Origin of the sequence: Streptomyces sp. NPDC048523 (assembly GCF_043199815.1) — a bacterium.
GTDB lineage: Bacteria > Actinomycetota > Actinomycetes > Streptomycetales > Streptomycetaceae > Streptomyces.
In genome coordinates this window covers 1246182-1260673 of record NZ_JBICWQ010000002.1, presented here as the reverse complement: position 1 = coordinate 1260673, position 14492 = coordinate 1246182, and the positions used below count along the sequence as shown (strand labels likewise).

The 14492-nt window shown below is 73.1% G+C and carries 13 protein-coding genes and 1 tRNA gene; 3 read left to right on the top strand and 11 right to left on the bottom strand.

Going from position 1 to position 14492, the window contains the following annotated elements:
- Nucleotides 1-18 precede the first annotated feature (18 nt).
- Nucleotides 19-552 (bottom strand): hypothetical protein, encoded by a 534-nt coding sequence (locus tag ACGFWE_RS14735; RefSeq protein WP_393600092.1) that lies wholly within the window; start codon nucleotides 550-552, stop codon nucleotides 19-21.
- A gap of 14 nt (nucleotides 553-566) precedes the next feature.
- Complete coding sequence (locus ACGFWE_RS14730) at nucleotides 567-833, bottom strand: hypothetical protein (protein ID WP_352391315.1); 267 nt, start codon at nucleotides 831-833, stop codon at nucleotides 567-569.
- 175 nt (nucleotides 834-1008) lie between these two features.
- Here ACGFWE_RS14730 and ACGFWE_RS14725 point away from each other — a divergent pair, with 175 nt between their 5' ends.
- On the top strand, nucleotides 1009-2130 hold the full coding sequence (locus ACGFWE_RS14725) for an LLM class flavin-dependent oxidoreductase (RefSeq protein ID WP_352391316.1): 1122 nt from the start codon (nucleotides 1009-1011) through the stop codon (nucleotides 2128-2130).
- Between the two features lie 9 nt (nucleotides 2131-2139).
- Here the strand turns inward: ACGFWE_RS14725 and ACGFWE_RS14720 are convergent, their stop codons facing one another.
- Complete coding sequence (locus ACGFWE_RS14720; protein WP_393600091.1) at nucleotides 2140-3954, bottom strand: putative bifunctional diguanylate cyclase/phosphodiesterase; 1815 nt, start codon at nucleotides 3952-3954, stop codon at nucleotides 2140-2142.
- Nucleotides 3955-4238: 284 nt separating this feature from the next.
- Between ACGFWE_RS14720 and ACGFWE_RS14715 the strand changes: the two genes are divergently transcribed.
- Nucleotides 4239-5522, top strand: a complete 1284-nt coding sequence (locus ACGFWE_RS14715) for a M6 family metalloprotease domain-containing protein (protein WP_393600090.1) — start codon at nucleotides 4239-4241, stop codon at nucleotides 5520-5522.
- 53 nt (nucleotides 5523-5575) lie between these two features.
- Here ACGFWE_RS14715 and ACGFWE_RS14710 read toward each other — a convergent pair.
- The 7 genes from ACGFWE_RS14710 to ACGFWE_RS14680 form a co-directional block, all read right to left on the bottom strand.
- Nucleotides 5576-5649 (bottom strand) — tRNA-Lys (locus ACGFWE_RS14710).
- Entirely contained in the window at nucleotides 5640-6227 is a 588-nt protein-coding gene (locus ACGFWE_RS14705) for a bifunctional DNA primase/polymerase (RefSeq protein ID WP_393600089.1), read from the bottom strand. The genes ACGFWE_RS14710 and ACGFWE_RS14705 overlap by 10 nt, the downstream gene beginning before the upstream one ends.
- A 119-nt stretch (nucleotides 6228-6346) precedes the next feature.
- A complete protein-coding gene (locus tag ACGFWE_RS14700) occupies nucleotides 6347-6715 on the bottom strand; it encodes a hypothetical protein (protein ID WP_352391320.1) in 369 nt (122 codons plus the stop codon).
- A gap of 307 nt (nucleotides 6716-7022) precedes the next feature.
- On the bottom strand, nucleotides 7023-8396 hold the full coding sequence (locus ACGFWE_RS14695; RefSeq protein WP_393600088.1) for an AAA domain-containing protein: 1374 nt from the start codon (nucleotides 8394-8396) through the stop codon (nucleotides 7023-7025).
- Entirely contained in the window at nucleotides 8393-9985 is a 1593-nt protein-coding gene (locus ACGFWE_RS14690) for a hypothetical protein (protein WP_393600087.1), read from the bottom strand. The genes ACGFWE_RS14695 and ACGFWE_RS14690 overlap by 4 nt, the downstream gene beginning before the upstream one ends.
- Nucleotides 9976-11217, bottom strand: a complete 1242-nt coding sequence (locus tag ACGFWE_RS14685) for a hypothetical protein (protein WP_393600086.1) — start codon at nucleotides 11215-11217, stop codon at nucleotides 9976-9978. The genes ACGFWE_RS14690 and ACGFWE_RS14685 overlap by 10 nt, the downstream gene beginning before the upstream one ends.
- Nucleotides 11168-12121, bottom strand: a complete 954-nt coding sequence (locus ACGFWE_RS14680) for a phosphatase PAP2 family protein (protein WP_352391324.1) — start codon at nucleotides 12119-12121, stop codon at nucleotides 11168-11170. The genes ACGFWE_RS14685 and ACGFWE_RS14680 overlap by 50 nt, the downstream gene beginning before the upstream one ends.
- Nucleotides 12122-12330: 209 nt before the next feature.
- On the opposite strand from ACGFWE_RS14680, the gene ACGFWE_RS14675 reads away from it, so the two are divergent.
- Complete coding sequence (locus tag ACGFWE_RS14675) at nucleotides 12331-12927, top strand: histidine phosphatase family protein (RefSeq protein WP_352391325.1); 597 nt, start codon at nucleotides 12331-12333, stop codon at nucleotides 12925-12927.
- 47 nt (nucleotides 12928-12974) lie between these two features.
- On the opposite strand, the gene ACGFWE_RS14670 is transcribed toward ACGFWE_RS14675, so the two are convergent.
- Nucleotides 12975-14390 carry a tetratricopeptide repeat protein gene (locus ACGFWE_RS14670; RefSeq protein WP_393600085.1) on the bottom strand — a complete coding sequence of 472 codons (1416 nt, stop codon included), beginning with the start codon at nucleotides 14388-14390 and terminating at the stop codon, nucleotides 12975-12977.
- Nucleotides 14391-14492: the final 102 nt, after the last annotated feature.

The window sequence follows — 14492 nt, the reverse complement described above, 5'->3', positions numbered from 1 at the left end:
GCGGCCGGCTTCAGGTGCTCACCGGCGAAGCTCCTGCGGGGTGTCGCCGGTGAGCTCCGCGCGCATGGTGCGCAGTCGGCGGTGCTGGAGGTTGCCGTAGAGGACGAGCCAGCCCAGGAAGACCCCCGCGAACAGCGCCATGCCGAGGGTCTGCGGCAGGCTCGCGGTCAGCGCCGTCGCCACCACGACCGCGCAGAACATGACGGCGAGGCCGACCTGGGCCGCGACCCGGTGGCGGCCGCGGCGCAGGCGGTCCTCGACCAGGTCGCGCATGGCCTGCCGCTCCTGCGGGTCCGCGGGGACCTCGCCCCGGCGCAGCTTCCGGTCCAACGACACGAGGCTGTCCACGGAGCCTCCGGCGGCCCGCTTCTCCCGGCGCCGCACGGCGAGCATGACGCCGACCCCGCCGACCGAGGCGAACACCACGTACAGCAGGGCCGAGGCGATCGAGCGCTTCGGGGACAGCAGCAGGACCACGGCGCACGCGACCAGGAGGGAAAGGACGACCTGGGCCCAGAGATGCTTGCCGAGAAACGAATTGACCCGTTCCACAGCCGACCCCCCTGTCACATCCGGTCCCGGCGGCGGACGGCCCGCAACCGCATCGTCAGGCCGATGGCCAGCAGGACCAGGGCCACCGTGGAGTAGGCCCACGAGCCCGAGCCGCGCACGGCGTCGATGGTGGCCAGGATCACCCACAGGGCGGCGACGACACTCAGCGCGGTCCACGCGATGTCGGCTATCCGGACGGACAGCTGGGCGCGCTGCGCGGTGCCGGGTTCGAGCGGTCCGAGCTCCGACGACGGCGGCCGCGACGTGTTCTCCTGCGTCATGAGCGATCCCTCCGGTCTGTGGGGCGGTGCGCTCTGAGTACCCGGAGGCCCGTGCGACAAGCGGTCAACTGCCGTACGGGATACGGAAGACGGGGCTCCGGGGGACATGCGCGACCGCCCTCGGGAACAACCGGGGACAGTCTCCTGTTGTTGTCAGGACGACAGCGCACGGCTCATGAGCAGGAGGCACCCCACCGTGGCGGAAGACGAGATCCGAGGTACCGCACAGGGCACCGCCCCCGTACCTCTCTCGGTGCTCGACCTGGTCACCGTCGGCGCCGGACGCACGGCCACCGACGCCCTGCGCACCAGCGTCGCCATCGCCAAGCTCACCGAGTCCCGCGGCTTCCACCGCTACTGGATCGCCGAGCACCACTCCATGCCGGGCGTGGCGTCCTCCTCGCCCGCGGTGATCCTCGCCCACCTCGCCGCCCACACCACCCGCATCCGGCTCGGCTCGGGCGGCGTCATGCTCCCCAACCACGCCCCGCTGGTGATCGCCGAGCAGTTCGGCACGCTGGAGGCGATGGCCCCGGGCCGTGTCGACCTGGGCCTCGGCCGGGCCCCGGGCACGGACGGCGCCACCGCGGCCGCCCTGCGCCGCACGGACCGGCTCAACGAGGGCGCCGACGACTTCCCCCAGCAGCTCGCCGAGCTCACCCGCTTCCTGGACGACGACTTCCCGGACGGCCACCCCTACCGCCGTATCCACGCGGTACCCGGCCCCGTCCAGGCCACCTCGCCCGGCGGCGTCCAGTCCCCGCACCGCCCGCCGCTCTGGCTGCTCGGCTCCTCCGGCTTCAGCGCACAGCTGGCCGGCTCCCTCGGCCTGCCCTTCGCCTTCGCGCACCACTTCTCGGCGCAGAACACCATCCCGGCCCTGGACCTGTACCGCGAGTCCTTCCGGCCCTCCCCGGTCCTCGCCGAGCCCTACGCCCTCATCGGCGTCTCCGCCCTCGCCACCGACGACGAGAAGGAGGCCCGCCGCCAGGTCCGCGCCGCCGCGCTCAACATGATCCGGCTGCGCACCGGCCGCCCCGGTCTGGTCCCCACCCCCGAGGAGGCGGAGGCCTACGAGTTCAGCCCGATGGAGGAGGAGTTCGCGAACTCCTGGAACGCGAACGTCATCCACGGCACCGCCGACGAGGTCCGCTCCGGTCTCGACGACCTCCACAAGCGCACCGGCGCCGACGAACTGATGATCACGGGCAACGCCCACAGCGGCGACATACGCCTGCGCTCGTACGAACTCGTCGCGGACGCCTACGGGCTGCCCACGGCCCCTGCGGTCTCCTAGGCCTGTCGGCTAGGCCTTCACACGCATCAGCCCGGAGATACGATCCGGCGACACCGGCCGCGAGTACAGCCAGCCCTGGCCGGTGTCGCAGCCGATGCGGCGCAGCCGGCTGGCCTGGGCCGAGGTCTCGACGCACTCCGCCGTCACGGTGAGGCCGAGACGGTGGGCGAGCTGGATCATCGCCTCGACGACGATCTCGTCGGCCGGGTTCGGGGGGACGCCCTCGCCCTCGTACTGGAAACCCCGGACGAAGGAACCGTCCAGTTTCAGGACGGAGACCGGGAGGCGGCTGAGGTAGGCGAGGTTCGAGTAGCCGGTGCCGAAGTCGTCGATCGCGATGCCGACGCCCATGTCGCTCAGCGCCTGCAGGGCCTGGAGCGGGCGGCCCGCCGAGCCCATCACCGCGGACTCGGTGAGTTCGAGCTGGAGCAGGTGCGGGGCCAGGCCGGTCTCCGCGAGGGTCTGCGCCACGTCCGCGACCAGGTCGGAGTCCCAGACCTGACGGACCGCCACATTGACGCTGACGAAGATCGGCGGCTCGTCGGGGCGGTCCAGCTGCCACTGCCGGGCCTGACGGCAGGCGGTGGCCAGGATCCAGCGGCCCAGCGGGACGATCGAGCCGTCCTCCTCGGCCAGTGCGATGAACCGATTCGGCGTCAGCATCCCGAACTGCGGATGGTTCCAGCGCACCAGCGCCTCGACCCCGCGCAGCCGGCCGTCCTCCATACCCACCAGCGGCTGGTACTCCAGCTGGAACTCGCCGCGCTCGATGGCCGGGCGCAGGGTGGAGGCGAGGGCCTGGCGGGTCATGCGGTGGGCGTTGCGCTCGGGGTCGAACAGCGTCCACCGGTCCCGGCCGTCGGCCTTGGCCCAGTACAGCGTGGTGTCGGCGGCCTGCATCAGCCCGGTCGCCGAGGTGCCCTCGGCCCGCCGCTCGACGACCCCGATCGACGCCGACACCGACATCCGGTGGCCGGAGAGGTCGAAGGGTGCCTGGATCGCCTTCAGCAGGGACTCGGCGAGGTCGGCGAGCTGCTCGGTGCCGGTGGAGTCCTCGACGAGCAGCGCGAACTCGTCGCCGCCCAGCCGCGCCACCAGGGGAGCGGTCGCCCGGCCGTGACCGGCCTCGTCCGAGCAGCGCGTCAGGCGCTCGGCGACGGCGGCCAGCAGCCGGTCGCCGACCCGGTGGCCGAGGGTGTCGTTGACGGCCTGGAACCCGTCGAGGTCCAGGTAGCACAGTCCGATCCGGCCCGTGCCGCCCTGCTCGTACGACTCCGGCTCCAGCGCGGTCGTCAGCCGCTCGAAGAACAGCGTGCGGTTGGGCAGCCGGGTCACCGGGTCGTGCATCTGCAAGTGCCGCAGCCGGGCCTGGAGTTCACGGCGGGCGGTGATGTCGGCGACGGAGAGCAGGACACCGGGTGAGCCGTGGGCGTCCGCGGCCAGCGGGGTGACCGTGATCTGCGCCCACATCGAATGTCCGTCGGGATGCTTGAGCCGCCGCTTGCAGCGCAGCTTGGCCTGACGGCCGCGCAGCACCTCGCGATAGGAGTGCCAGGTGCGCGCGTCCGAGGCCAGATCCACCAGGTCGGCGGCCGGGGTCCCGGTCAGCTCCTCCGGTACGGCGCCGAGCAGCTCACCGAAGGCGGGGTTGGCGTCGACGACCGTGCCCTCGCGGTCCACCACGGCCATGGCCAGCGGCGCCGCCGCGAACGCCGCGCGATGCGACGGCGGCTCGGTACGAAAAGGTGTCGCGATATCACTCTCTGTAACGGCAGCCCCGTCGAGGTCTGCCGCGGGCGCCGGCCCTTCGGACGTTCCGTTCACCGCTAGCTCCCGCAGTGCACTCGATCGCTGTCCGCGCAGGAAAGTGTGCCGATCATAGAGGCTGCCCCCGGGCCCTTCCAGCCATTGCCCGGTCCGGGGGACCGGCAACCCCTTCTGGCAGATCGTTTCTGCCCGCAGCTGGACGGGTTCTTGAGGCTCGGGACCGGTTGTGACGTTCCGTGAGTGATTCGGGGGTGTCGGCCGGTTCGGCAGGTCACGCCAACTCACTCGTCCGGTGCAGATAAACAGGGCGTACTACCCCAAACTCACACAGGCTGGGTGCGGTGTCCCGTGAACCGCTCCCGGAGGTCCCGTTGCCGCGCCCGTTTCCGCGCACTGTGCCGCGCCCGCGACTGCGCAGCACCGCCGCCGTGTTCACCACCATGGCTGCCCTCGCCGCCACCTCCCTCATCACCGGCCCCTCGGTCGCCGGACCCTTCTCCTCGGCGCCCTGCACCCTGGAACGCACCGGGGCCCACCACTCGGAGGGCCTGGACACCTGGAACGCGGCCTATCCGCGCCCGGCCCGTGCCCTCGACGCGGTGATGGTCTTCCTGTCCTTCCCGGACGCCCCGCCGCTGACCACCCCCGCCCAGCTGACCGCCGATCACTTCCCGGCCACCACCCGCTTCTTCGAACGCACCTCCTACGGCCGCTTCACCCTGCGTCCGCACCCGCTGCGGCACTGGATCCGGATGCCGCGCCCGTCGACGGCGTACGTCATACAGCGCGACTGGAGTGCCGAGCACCGGGGCGCCTATCTGCGGGACGCGCTCGCCGCGGCGGACGACCAGGTCGACTTCTCGCGCTACGACGTCGTCTACTTCGTCGCCGACCCGGACGCGCCCGGCGTCGACTCGGACGCCACGAAGGTCGTCAACCTGGATGTGCCGCTGCGGGCCGACCGCACGGACATCCGCCGGGTCGTCACGGTCTTCGAGAAGCACCCGCCGGACCGTCTGGTGCTGGCCCACGAGACCGGGCACGTCTTCGACCTGCCGGATCTCTATCACCGGCCGATGGACGGCAAGGGCGACTGGGACACCTACGTCGGCGACTGGGACCTGATGGGCAGCCAGTTCGGGCTGGCCCCGGATCTGTTCGCCTGGCACAAGTGGAAGCTGGGCTGGCTGGAGCGGCGGCAGGTGGTGTGCGTGCGGGGGCCGAAGCCGGTGCGGCTGACGCTGGAGCCGGTGGCGGCCGGGCCCGACCGCGCCGGGATCTTCGGGCTCGGGCGCGGCACGAAGCTCGCGGTCGTGCGCACCGGGGCCGACAGCGCGCTCGCCTTCGAGGCGCGCGCGGCGGTGGGCAACGACGCGGCGGTCTGCCGGCAGGGCGTGCTCATCTACCGCGTCCACAGCGGCGCGGCGTCCGGCGGCGGCCCGATCGAGGTGATCGACGCCCACCCCCGCACGGAGGCCTGCTGGGAGAACTCCGTCTACCCATCCCTCGCAGACGCCCCCGTCGACGTCGGCGAGAGCTTCAGGGTCCCGGGGGAGAACGTCCGGGTGACGGTGACGGGGCGGACTCCGACGGGGGCGTGGGATGTGGAGATCGGGGTCGGCTAACCCGGCGGACACGCGAAAGGCCCCTCGCTGCTGCGAGGGGCCTTACCGTGTCGTGCGCCGCCAGGGACTCGAACCCCGGACCCGCTGATTAAGAGTCAGCTGCTCTAACCAACTGAGCTAGCGGCGCCTGCTGACGTCGTAGACCTTAGCATCCTGATCGGCTGGGGGAAAAATCGATATCCGCACGGCGGTGCGGGCCGCTCGGACGGCCGCCCAGAGCAGGATTTCCGGGCCCGGCAGCCAGGGATGACGGGTGTCCGGGGCGACCAGCCAGCGGGAGGTCAGTGCCGACTTCGCGGCGCTCAGCGGGGGCGGCAGGGTCACCGCGTCGCCGGCGCCGTGGCACAGCAGCGGCGGGATCGCCGCCGTACGGCCGCACTCCTCCCACCGCAGCAGGGACGGCAGCCGCTGTGCCGTGCCCGGGGCCGCGAAGAGCAGCATCCGGCCCCGGAGCGTCGCCACAGGGCCCGAGCCCGGTCCCTCGTCCCACAGCCGGTCGAGCATCCGGCGTCCGAACATCGCGGGGGCGCTGACCACGTCGAAGGCGGTGCCGCAGGGCAGGACGACCGGGGCGGCGGGCCGCTCGTCCCAGAACGACAGGGTGCTGCGCGGGTACGCCCCCGCCGAGGCGAGCCAGGCCGCGCCGTCCGCGGTGACGCCGGAGACGTCGAAGCGGTCCGAGAAGGGTTCGTCGCGAGTGCTCATGCCGCCTACATCTACCGGCTGTGAGCGGGTCGTTCCGCAGGGTTGCGGGAAATCGGGACAGGAGAGGGCGGGGAGGGGTATCTTGCCCACCTGGCATATGCCAGGGATCGTTTACAGGCTCACACGGGGTCGGCGTGCCCCGCTCCGCCCTCCGCGCCGCGCAGCAGGTCACGGCCGAACTCGACCATCTTCTTCGCGTAGTCCTCGGTCCACTCGGCACGCTCGGCGATGTCCGCGGTCGTGAGCCGGTCGAAGCGCCGGGGGTCGGCCAGCTGGGCCGCCGCCATCGCCTGGAACTCCACGGCACGGTCCGCCGCCGCGCGGAAGGCCTGCGCCAGCTCGGTGGACCGGGTCAGCAGCGCCCGCGGGTCGTCGATCGACTCCAGGTCGAAGAAGTGCTCCGGGTCCTCGGCCACCTGTGTGGGCTCGAACAGCAGGGGCGCGGGGCGCAGCCGCGGCTCGTTCCGACGCGGCGTGGGCTCCGCCATGTCTTCATCCTCCTCGTACGTCGTCCGTACCGACGGCCCGCCGATGCATGGGCCACCGTCCATTGTCCCGCGCCCGTGCAAGAGGGCGGGACGCCTGCGGGCGTACCAAGGTCTACGGCCCGCGCGATGTTCCCGCTCACGGTCTCCACGCGACGCGATGCTCCGCCAGCCGTGCGAGCACCGCGTGGTTCGCCTCCCAGCCGTCCGGGGCTGTAGCCATCGGCCGCCTCCGGCGGCGTGCCGGACTCCGTCCGGCGGTGGGGCGGCGCTGAGCGGGCGCCTGTGGTCAGGGGGCCGGGCACGTCGCTCACGGTCTCCACGCGACGCGATGCTCCGCCAGCCGTGCGAGCACCGCGTGGTTCGCCTCCCAGCCGTCCGGGAACTTCACCAGCGTTCCCAGCTGGACCGGTTCCGTGGACGGGTAGTCGTCCAGCAGGTCGCTCACGCCCGCCCGGCACACCACGACGCACGCGTGGCGGTGGCGGGAGGTCAGGACGCACAGGCGGCCCGTCTCCAGGTGGAAGGCGGTGGCGTCGGGGCGGCCGGAGAGCGGGTGGAGGATCACCGTGACGTCGTACTCGCGGCCCTGGAGACGGTTCGCCGTGTCGACGGTGACCTGGGTGACGCCGAGGTCGGTCAGCGCCGCGCGGACCGCAGCCGCCTGGTCCCGGTGCGCCGTGCCCACCGCGATACGGTCGGCCGTCAGTGGCGCGGGGTCCGGTGAGCGCTCCGACGTGGCCGCCCCACCCCGGTCCAGCAGCCGCCGTACGACGGCCGCGACGGCCCGCACCGCCTCGGGGTCCGTGCGGGGAGTGTGCCGTGCGGGCAGCTCCAGCAGGCCCCAGCCGGACTCCGCCGCCGCGTCGATCACCCGGTCGGGGCCCGAGCCGTCCGAGGGGACGCCGAAGGTGAGCCTGCGGTCGTCGTGACCGGTGCCGCTGCGGAAGGGCGTGTAGGGGTAGAAGGCGTCCGAGACCAGGGGCGCGGCCGAGGCGGGGAGCCGCCAGGACACCGGCAGGCGGTGCTGCGGCAGCTCGGGGTTGTGGGCCAGCAGGGTGGTCACCGCCGAGGCCGAGGGGTCGTACGACAGCCCCGCCCACTGCTCGCTGCCCACGATCGCGAACGGATCCAGCTGCCCCGGGTCCCCCACGAACAGCGCCCGTTCGAACAGCCCCGCCACCGCCAGCAGCGCGTCCGAGCGCATCTGGTACGCCTCGTCCACGATCGCGTGCGCCCACGGCTCGTCGGCCTTCACATGCCCCCACTTGGCGGCCGTGGAGATCACGACGGGCAGCCCGGTCAGATCGCCCGCCTTAGCCGACTTGCGTACGTTCGCCAACGCGTCCAGCGCCTTGTCGTACGGGTCGGCGTCACTGCTGTGCAACCGCCCCACCGGCAGCTCGGGGTTCTTCTCGGCGAGCCGCAGGACCAGGTCGTCGACCTGGGCGTTGGTCTGCGCGACCACCATCAACGGGCGTCCCGCGTCGGCCAGTTCGAGCGCCGCGCGGACGACCAGGGTGGACTTGCCCGCGCCGGGCGGGGAGTCGACGACGACACCGCGGTGGGTGCCCCGCAGGGTGTCGTGGAGGATCGCGTCGGTGGCCCGCGCGGCCTCGGCACCGGGGTCGAAGGCCCGGGGGTTCCGGTGGTCCCGGTCGTTGCTGGGGGCCTGGATGGTCACAGCACGTCCTCCGGGGTCACGGGATCGGCGGTCTCCGGCACGGCCTCACCGGGCGGCCCGCCGTGCGTCCAGGGCGTGTCCTCCGGGTCGGGCAGCTTCGCGCCGCCGCGCTGCTCGTGCTCGAAGAGCGTGAAGCACAGCCGGTCGCCCTTCTCGGGGACGGACCCGGTCTCCGGCTCCTTGCCGCGGCCCATCTTGTCGAGGATCTTGAGGACGATCAGCGCGCCCTCCTCCTCGGACCCCACGAACTCGGCCGACTGCGGCTTGCCGCCCAGCGAGCGGTACACCTTGACCCGCTCGCCCAGATGCGGCCGGTCGTCGGTCCGCACGGTCACCAGCGGGCGCGGGCTCGGCCGCTTGCCCTCGCTGTACGTCATCACGACGTCCGTGACCTCCCCGGCGAACGCCTCCCCGGCCAGCCGCCGCCCCGCCATCACCAGCGGGTCGTCGAGTGCCTCCTGCGCCTCGAGGCGGGCCTGTTCGCGCTCGCGCGCGGCGAGCTTGTTGGCGGCGGTGACCGCGTCGTCGCGGCGCGGCTGCGGGGGCTCGCCCGCCACGACCCGGTCGCGGTGGCTCGTGAACGACCAGCGGTCGCGCGTCCACCGCTCCTCGACATGGGCCCCCTCGGGCAGCGCCCGCAGCAGGTCCACGCCCCGCCACACCGCGTCCCAGGTGGGACGGGTGTGGCGCGCGACGAGCGCGCGGATCTCCCGCTCGGCGGCGGTGAGCGCGCCGAGCCGGTCGTCGGCCTCCAGACCGTCCTCGGCGGCGGCGAGGGTGCTCCGCGCGCGGTCGTAGCGCTCCAGGGCCGGGGCGAGCACCTTGTTGTCGAACGCAGGGTCGGTGGCGGGACCGGCGGGCGGATGCAGCAACTGGCCGCGCTCGTCCCGGGCGAGCTCCGCCTCCAGGGCGGCCTCGGCGCCCGAACGGCCCTCGGGCGGATCGATCCACGCCAGCAGCGCGCCCAGGTGCTGGTCCTCCAGCGTGGACTGGCCGGTGGACCAGTGCCGGGACAGCACGTCCGTCATCGCCAGCAGCAGCGAGGAGCCCGGCACCCGGGCCCGCTCCCCGAAGTGGGTCAGCCACCGGCCCAGCAACGGCACCCGGGGCGGGGCCGGGTACGGGGTCTCCGGGTCCTGCTCCGCCGTACGCCGAAAGCGCATGGACCGCCCGAGCAGCCGTACCAGATCGATGCCCGCGCGGCTCGGCAGGATCAGCTGCGGGGCGTCCGCGCACAGCTCGACCTCGACCTTGACCCGCTTGCCGGTCTCCGGATCGGTCTCGTTGCGCTCGGCGGCCTCCACCGACTCGGCGTACCCCTCGACGTACGGCAGCACGATGCCCGCCAGCTCGGCCAGGAACGCGAACCTGAGGTCACGGTCCCTGGGCTGCGGTACCACCAGGAGGTGCGGGGCGTCCCGGTCGGTCCCGACGAGCGCGCCGAGCGGGGCACCGGCCTCGCCCGCGGTGGTGAGCGGGACCAGGACGAGGGGATGCTCGGAGAGATGCCGGTGCCGGACGGTCGCGGCGGGCTGGGCGCGGCCGGTGCTGACGGCTTCCAGCCGGGCGAGCGTCGTGATCAGTGACACGGGGGCTCCTCGTGACGCGGGGCCGTGGGGACGCCGCGAGCGGGCGTGACGTGGGGCGGGGCAGCGGCGGCCCGGCGCGAAGGCACACTCATTGCGCGGCACCCCCCGGCAGCACCCCCCGGCACCGCGCCCAGCGCTTCGGCACGCAGCTCGGCGGCTCTGCGCAGGGCCACCACGGCAGGGTCGTCCGGGTCCCCGGCCTCGCCGCGGGCCGCCGCCAGCACGTCCTCCACCGTCGTCAGGCCGCCCAGCTCCGCGCGCACCGAGCGGCCCAGGGAGGTCACCGCGCCGGCCGCGCGGGAGCGGTCCCGGCAGTGGAAGGCCAGTTCGCACGCGGACAGGCACTCGGGGGCGTAGGTCGCCGGGACCGACTCGACCGCGGCGGTCAGCTCGGCGGCGGGCAGATCGGGCGCGAAGCAGGTGCCGTCGGGCAGGGCGTCGGCGATGTCCTGGATGCGGGTGAGACGGGCCAGCTGACGGGCGGTGACCGCGCGCTGCTTGCGGATGTCGACGGCCGAGGCGGTGGGCAGGTTGGAGAAGTCCTTGGGGCACACCAGGAGGACCCGGTGGCGGACCTTCGGAACCGGTTCCAGGCGGGCGGCGACCTCCTCCAGCGCGAGGACGTACACCGCGGCCTGGCGAGCGGCGGCACCCACCTTCGAGGGGTCCGCCGAACCGTCCAGCATCGGGAAGGACTTGATCTCCACGACCGTCCAGCTGCCGTCCGGGTGCACCACCACCGCGTCCGGCTCCAGGAAGGCGGCGGAGCCGGCCACGTCGAGCGCGAGCATGGGGTGGTCGAGCAGCGTCCACCCCTGGGCCCCGGTGGCTTCCCGCAGGGCCAGTGCCGTGCGCGCGGTACGGCCCTCGGGGCCGATCGCGGTGAGGTCGGGCACGTGGGCTCCGGTGGGCGGTTCGGCGCTGCGGTCCAGCCGCTCGTGCACCAGCCGCAACAGCTCCGCGCCGCCGTCCGCCTTGACCTTCGCCTCGAAGGCGTTGCCCCGGGTCAGGGCGAACTGCGACTGCCCGAAGGCGGACGGCGCACCCAGCGCGTCGGCCAGTGCCGTCTTGTTCACCCCGGCGCCGTCGAGGATCGCGCGCCGCTTGCACCCGGGGTTCGCGGCGAGGGCGGCCAGGGCACGCGCGTCCAGTGCCTTGGCCGGTACCTCGGGGCCGCGCAGCTCAGCGAGCCGCTGCCGGAGCGCCGTCCCCGGCGTCCGTGGGAGCGGCACTGGGATCGGCTCCGCCTGGGAAGCGTGACTCGCGCTGCCGTGGAATGTGCTCACCCGCGGAAGTCTGGCATCCGTCACTGACAATTGAGGTCTCTGTGCCCCGGGAGGCGCCGGACACGGTGGCTATCCGGGCGCGGGCACCGTCCGTGGCCCGCTCCGCGGCCCGGCTGACGTACGGGGCGAGCAGGAACCCGAGCCCCATCACCACCGCGCCCGCGACCGCGTCGAAAAAGTAGTGGTTCGCGGTGCCCATGACCACGATCGTGGTGATCAGCGGGTAGGCGACGGCCGCGGCCCTCGTCGTACGCGTCGTGCCGTAGCGCCACAGCATCACACCGCACCACAGCGCCCAGCCGACGTGCAGGCTCGGCATGGCCGCGTACTGGTTCGTCATGCCGCCCATGCCGCGAGGGGCGCTCGCCTCGCCGCCCCACCAGCCGTACGAGCTGTACTGGGCCATGGTGTCGACGAAGCCGTGGCTCGCCGAGAGGAGGCGGGGCGGGCAGGTCGGCAGCAGGGTGAAGCCGATCAGGCCCATGAACGTGGACGTCATCAGCCAGGTGCGGGCCGCGCGGTAGTGCACGGCTTGCGAGCGGAAGAGCCAGATCAGGACGGCCGGTGTGACCAGGTAGTGCAGCGAGGCGTACCAGAAGTCGGCCGGTACGCCGATCCAGGTCTGGCTGGTGAAGAGCCGGTTGAGCGGGTGCTCGGCGTTGAGGTACAGGACCTTCTCGACCTTGAGGATCGCCAGACCGTGGTCGACGGCGCCCGTGACATCGCCCCTGGCGAGGAGCCGTCCGGCGCTGTAGCAGGCGTACACCAACAGGATCAGGGGCAGTTCGGTCCACCAGCGCAGCCGCGTCTCCGGGACTGCCTCGGTGCCTGGTGTCTCGGTCAGCGGCATCCGATCCTGTCCCCCTTCGTTTCGCGCGGCGTCCGGCCGTCCTTGTCCGGGGGTGCCACTTTACGGCGTATGTGCGGGCCCATGTGGAGTGCCCCCACGCAGCGCCTTCGGCCCTCAAAGACGCTGAGAATGCCCTTCGGGTTGCCCTCCCACAGGGTGCGCGATGATGGAGGGGTTCCGCCTCCGCTTTCCCCCGGAAAGGTTTCTCCATGGCACCGCGCATCCTGCTGGCCCGGCACGGACAGACCGAGTGGTCGCTGTCCGGCAAGCACACCGGCAGGACCGACGTGCCGCTCCTGGAGGAGGGCCGGCGGGGCGCCAAGCTGCTCGGCGAGCGGCTGCACCGGCCCCCGTACGACGGCCTTCCCGGGGTGGAGATACGCACCAGCCCGCTGGTACGCGCGCGTGAGACCTGCGAACTCGCCGGGTTCGGCGAGCGGGCGGCCACCTGGGACACGCTCATGGAGTGGGACTACGGCGCGTACGAGGGCATGACGCCGGACGAGATCCAGGCGGTGCGGCCCGGGTGGCTGATCTGGCGCGACGGGGTGCCGGACGGTGAGTCCCTCGACGAGGTCACCGCCCGCGCGGACGAGGTCGTCGCGTGGGCGCGCGCCGCCGACCGCGATGTGCTGGTGTTCGCGCACGGGCACATCCTGCGGTCCATCGGGGCGCGGTGGCTGGGGCTGCCGATCGATTTCGCGGCGCGGGTGCGACTGAATCCGACGTCCCTTTCGGTTCTGGGCTGGGCCTACGGGGACCCGGCGATCGAGAGCTGGAACGACGTGGGGCATCTGGGGTCGTAGTCGGGTGCGGGGCCGTCGTGGCTGGTCGCGGTCGGACGAGAAGCCGCTCACGCGGTCCTCGGCGTCGACGCATGGCGTTCCAGGAACGCCGACACCCCCGAGGCCCGCCGGTGCGGCGACAGCACCCTCGCCGTCGCCGCCAGCATCGTGCGGATACGGGACGACTGGACCTCGCCCAGCAGCTCCAGCACCCGCAGCCCCGCCGCCGCACCCTCGTCGGGGTGGCCGCCGCGGGCCAGGTCGTCGGCGAGTTCGGCCGTGTACAGCGCGATGTTGCGGGTGAAGTGCGGATCCTGGAGATGCGCCGCGCGACGCGCGTACCGGGCGGCCCGGCGCCAGTCGCCCAGCGTGGACCAGCACTGCGCCTCCAGGCCCGCCAGCTCCGCCTCGCCGTAGAAGCTCATCCACTCGGGGTCGGCGTCCGAGAGGCCCCGCTCGAAGTAGGCCTGCGCGCGTGCGAGGGCCTGCTCGCAGCCGGTGCGGTCGGCGAGCCCCGCCCAGCCGCCCGCCTCGCGCAGCGCGAGCAGCGACATGAGCCGGGCCGAACCCAGCGGCCGGGCGACCCGCTGCGCGGCCTGCGCGGCCCGCACCGCCTCCCGTGGCCGTCCCGCGTCGCGCGCGAGGAAGGCGGTGTTGCAGAAGGCGTGCGCCTCCAGGGCGTCGTCACCGGTCACCCGGGCCGTCGCGAGCGCCTCCGCGTAGTGCGAGCGGGCATCGTCGAACCGCCCGGAGTCGTGCGCGAGCCAGCCCACCGAGATGGCGAGTTCACCCGCGCCCGAGTGCAGCCGCTCGGCGGTCGTCTGCCGGGTCGCGCCGGCGTCCAGGAGCGCGTAGGCGGCGCGCAGTGGAGCCGCCGCGCGCTGGTACAGGCCGTCCGCGCCGTGTCGGTCGTCGAGCAACCGGATTCTGCGCACGGCTTCTTCCAGGGCACCCGCCTCGCCGGCCCCGACGCGGCGGACCGGCCGTCCGGCGGCCGCGGCGTCGAGAGCGAGCCCGATGGGGCCCAGTGAGGCGGCGGCGACCGTGGCGCCCCCGCCGGTCATGAATGCGCGACGCAGCACGTCGCTCTCCTCGTAGTTGTCGTACGTCTCGTCGGGATCCTGCGCGTCTTGCGTGTCCTGCGTGTCATACGGCTCGTACGTCCCCTCTGTCTCACTCGTGGTGCGCGCCCGGCGTCCGCGTACGGTGGCGCGGGAGGCGAAGCCCAGGTCGGTGAGCGTGCGGCCGGGAAACATGTGCAGAAACACCCGTTCGTACGCGTAGTTGGGGCAGCGGATCTCGCCCGCCTCGACGCGGCCCACATAGCGCGCGTCGCAGCTCACGTTCTCGCCGATCTCGCGCGCGGCCCGTCGCACCATCGCGGCGAACTCGGCCGGCGAGCGCTGTCCGCGCAGGCGCCGGAACGCGAGGTTCGGCTGCGGTGGTGTGGGGGACTGGGACGAGGTCACCAATGACGACGCCATGGCCGGGTCCTCTCGTGCGAACCGTCGAACCATGCCGGAGGTGGGGCGAGTTGACTGGTTTGTCAGTGTGACGCCCTGTTTCCGGCGGGCAAGAACGTACCT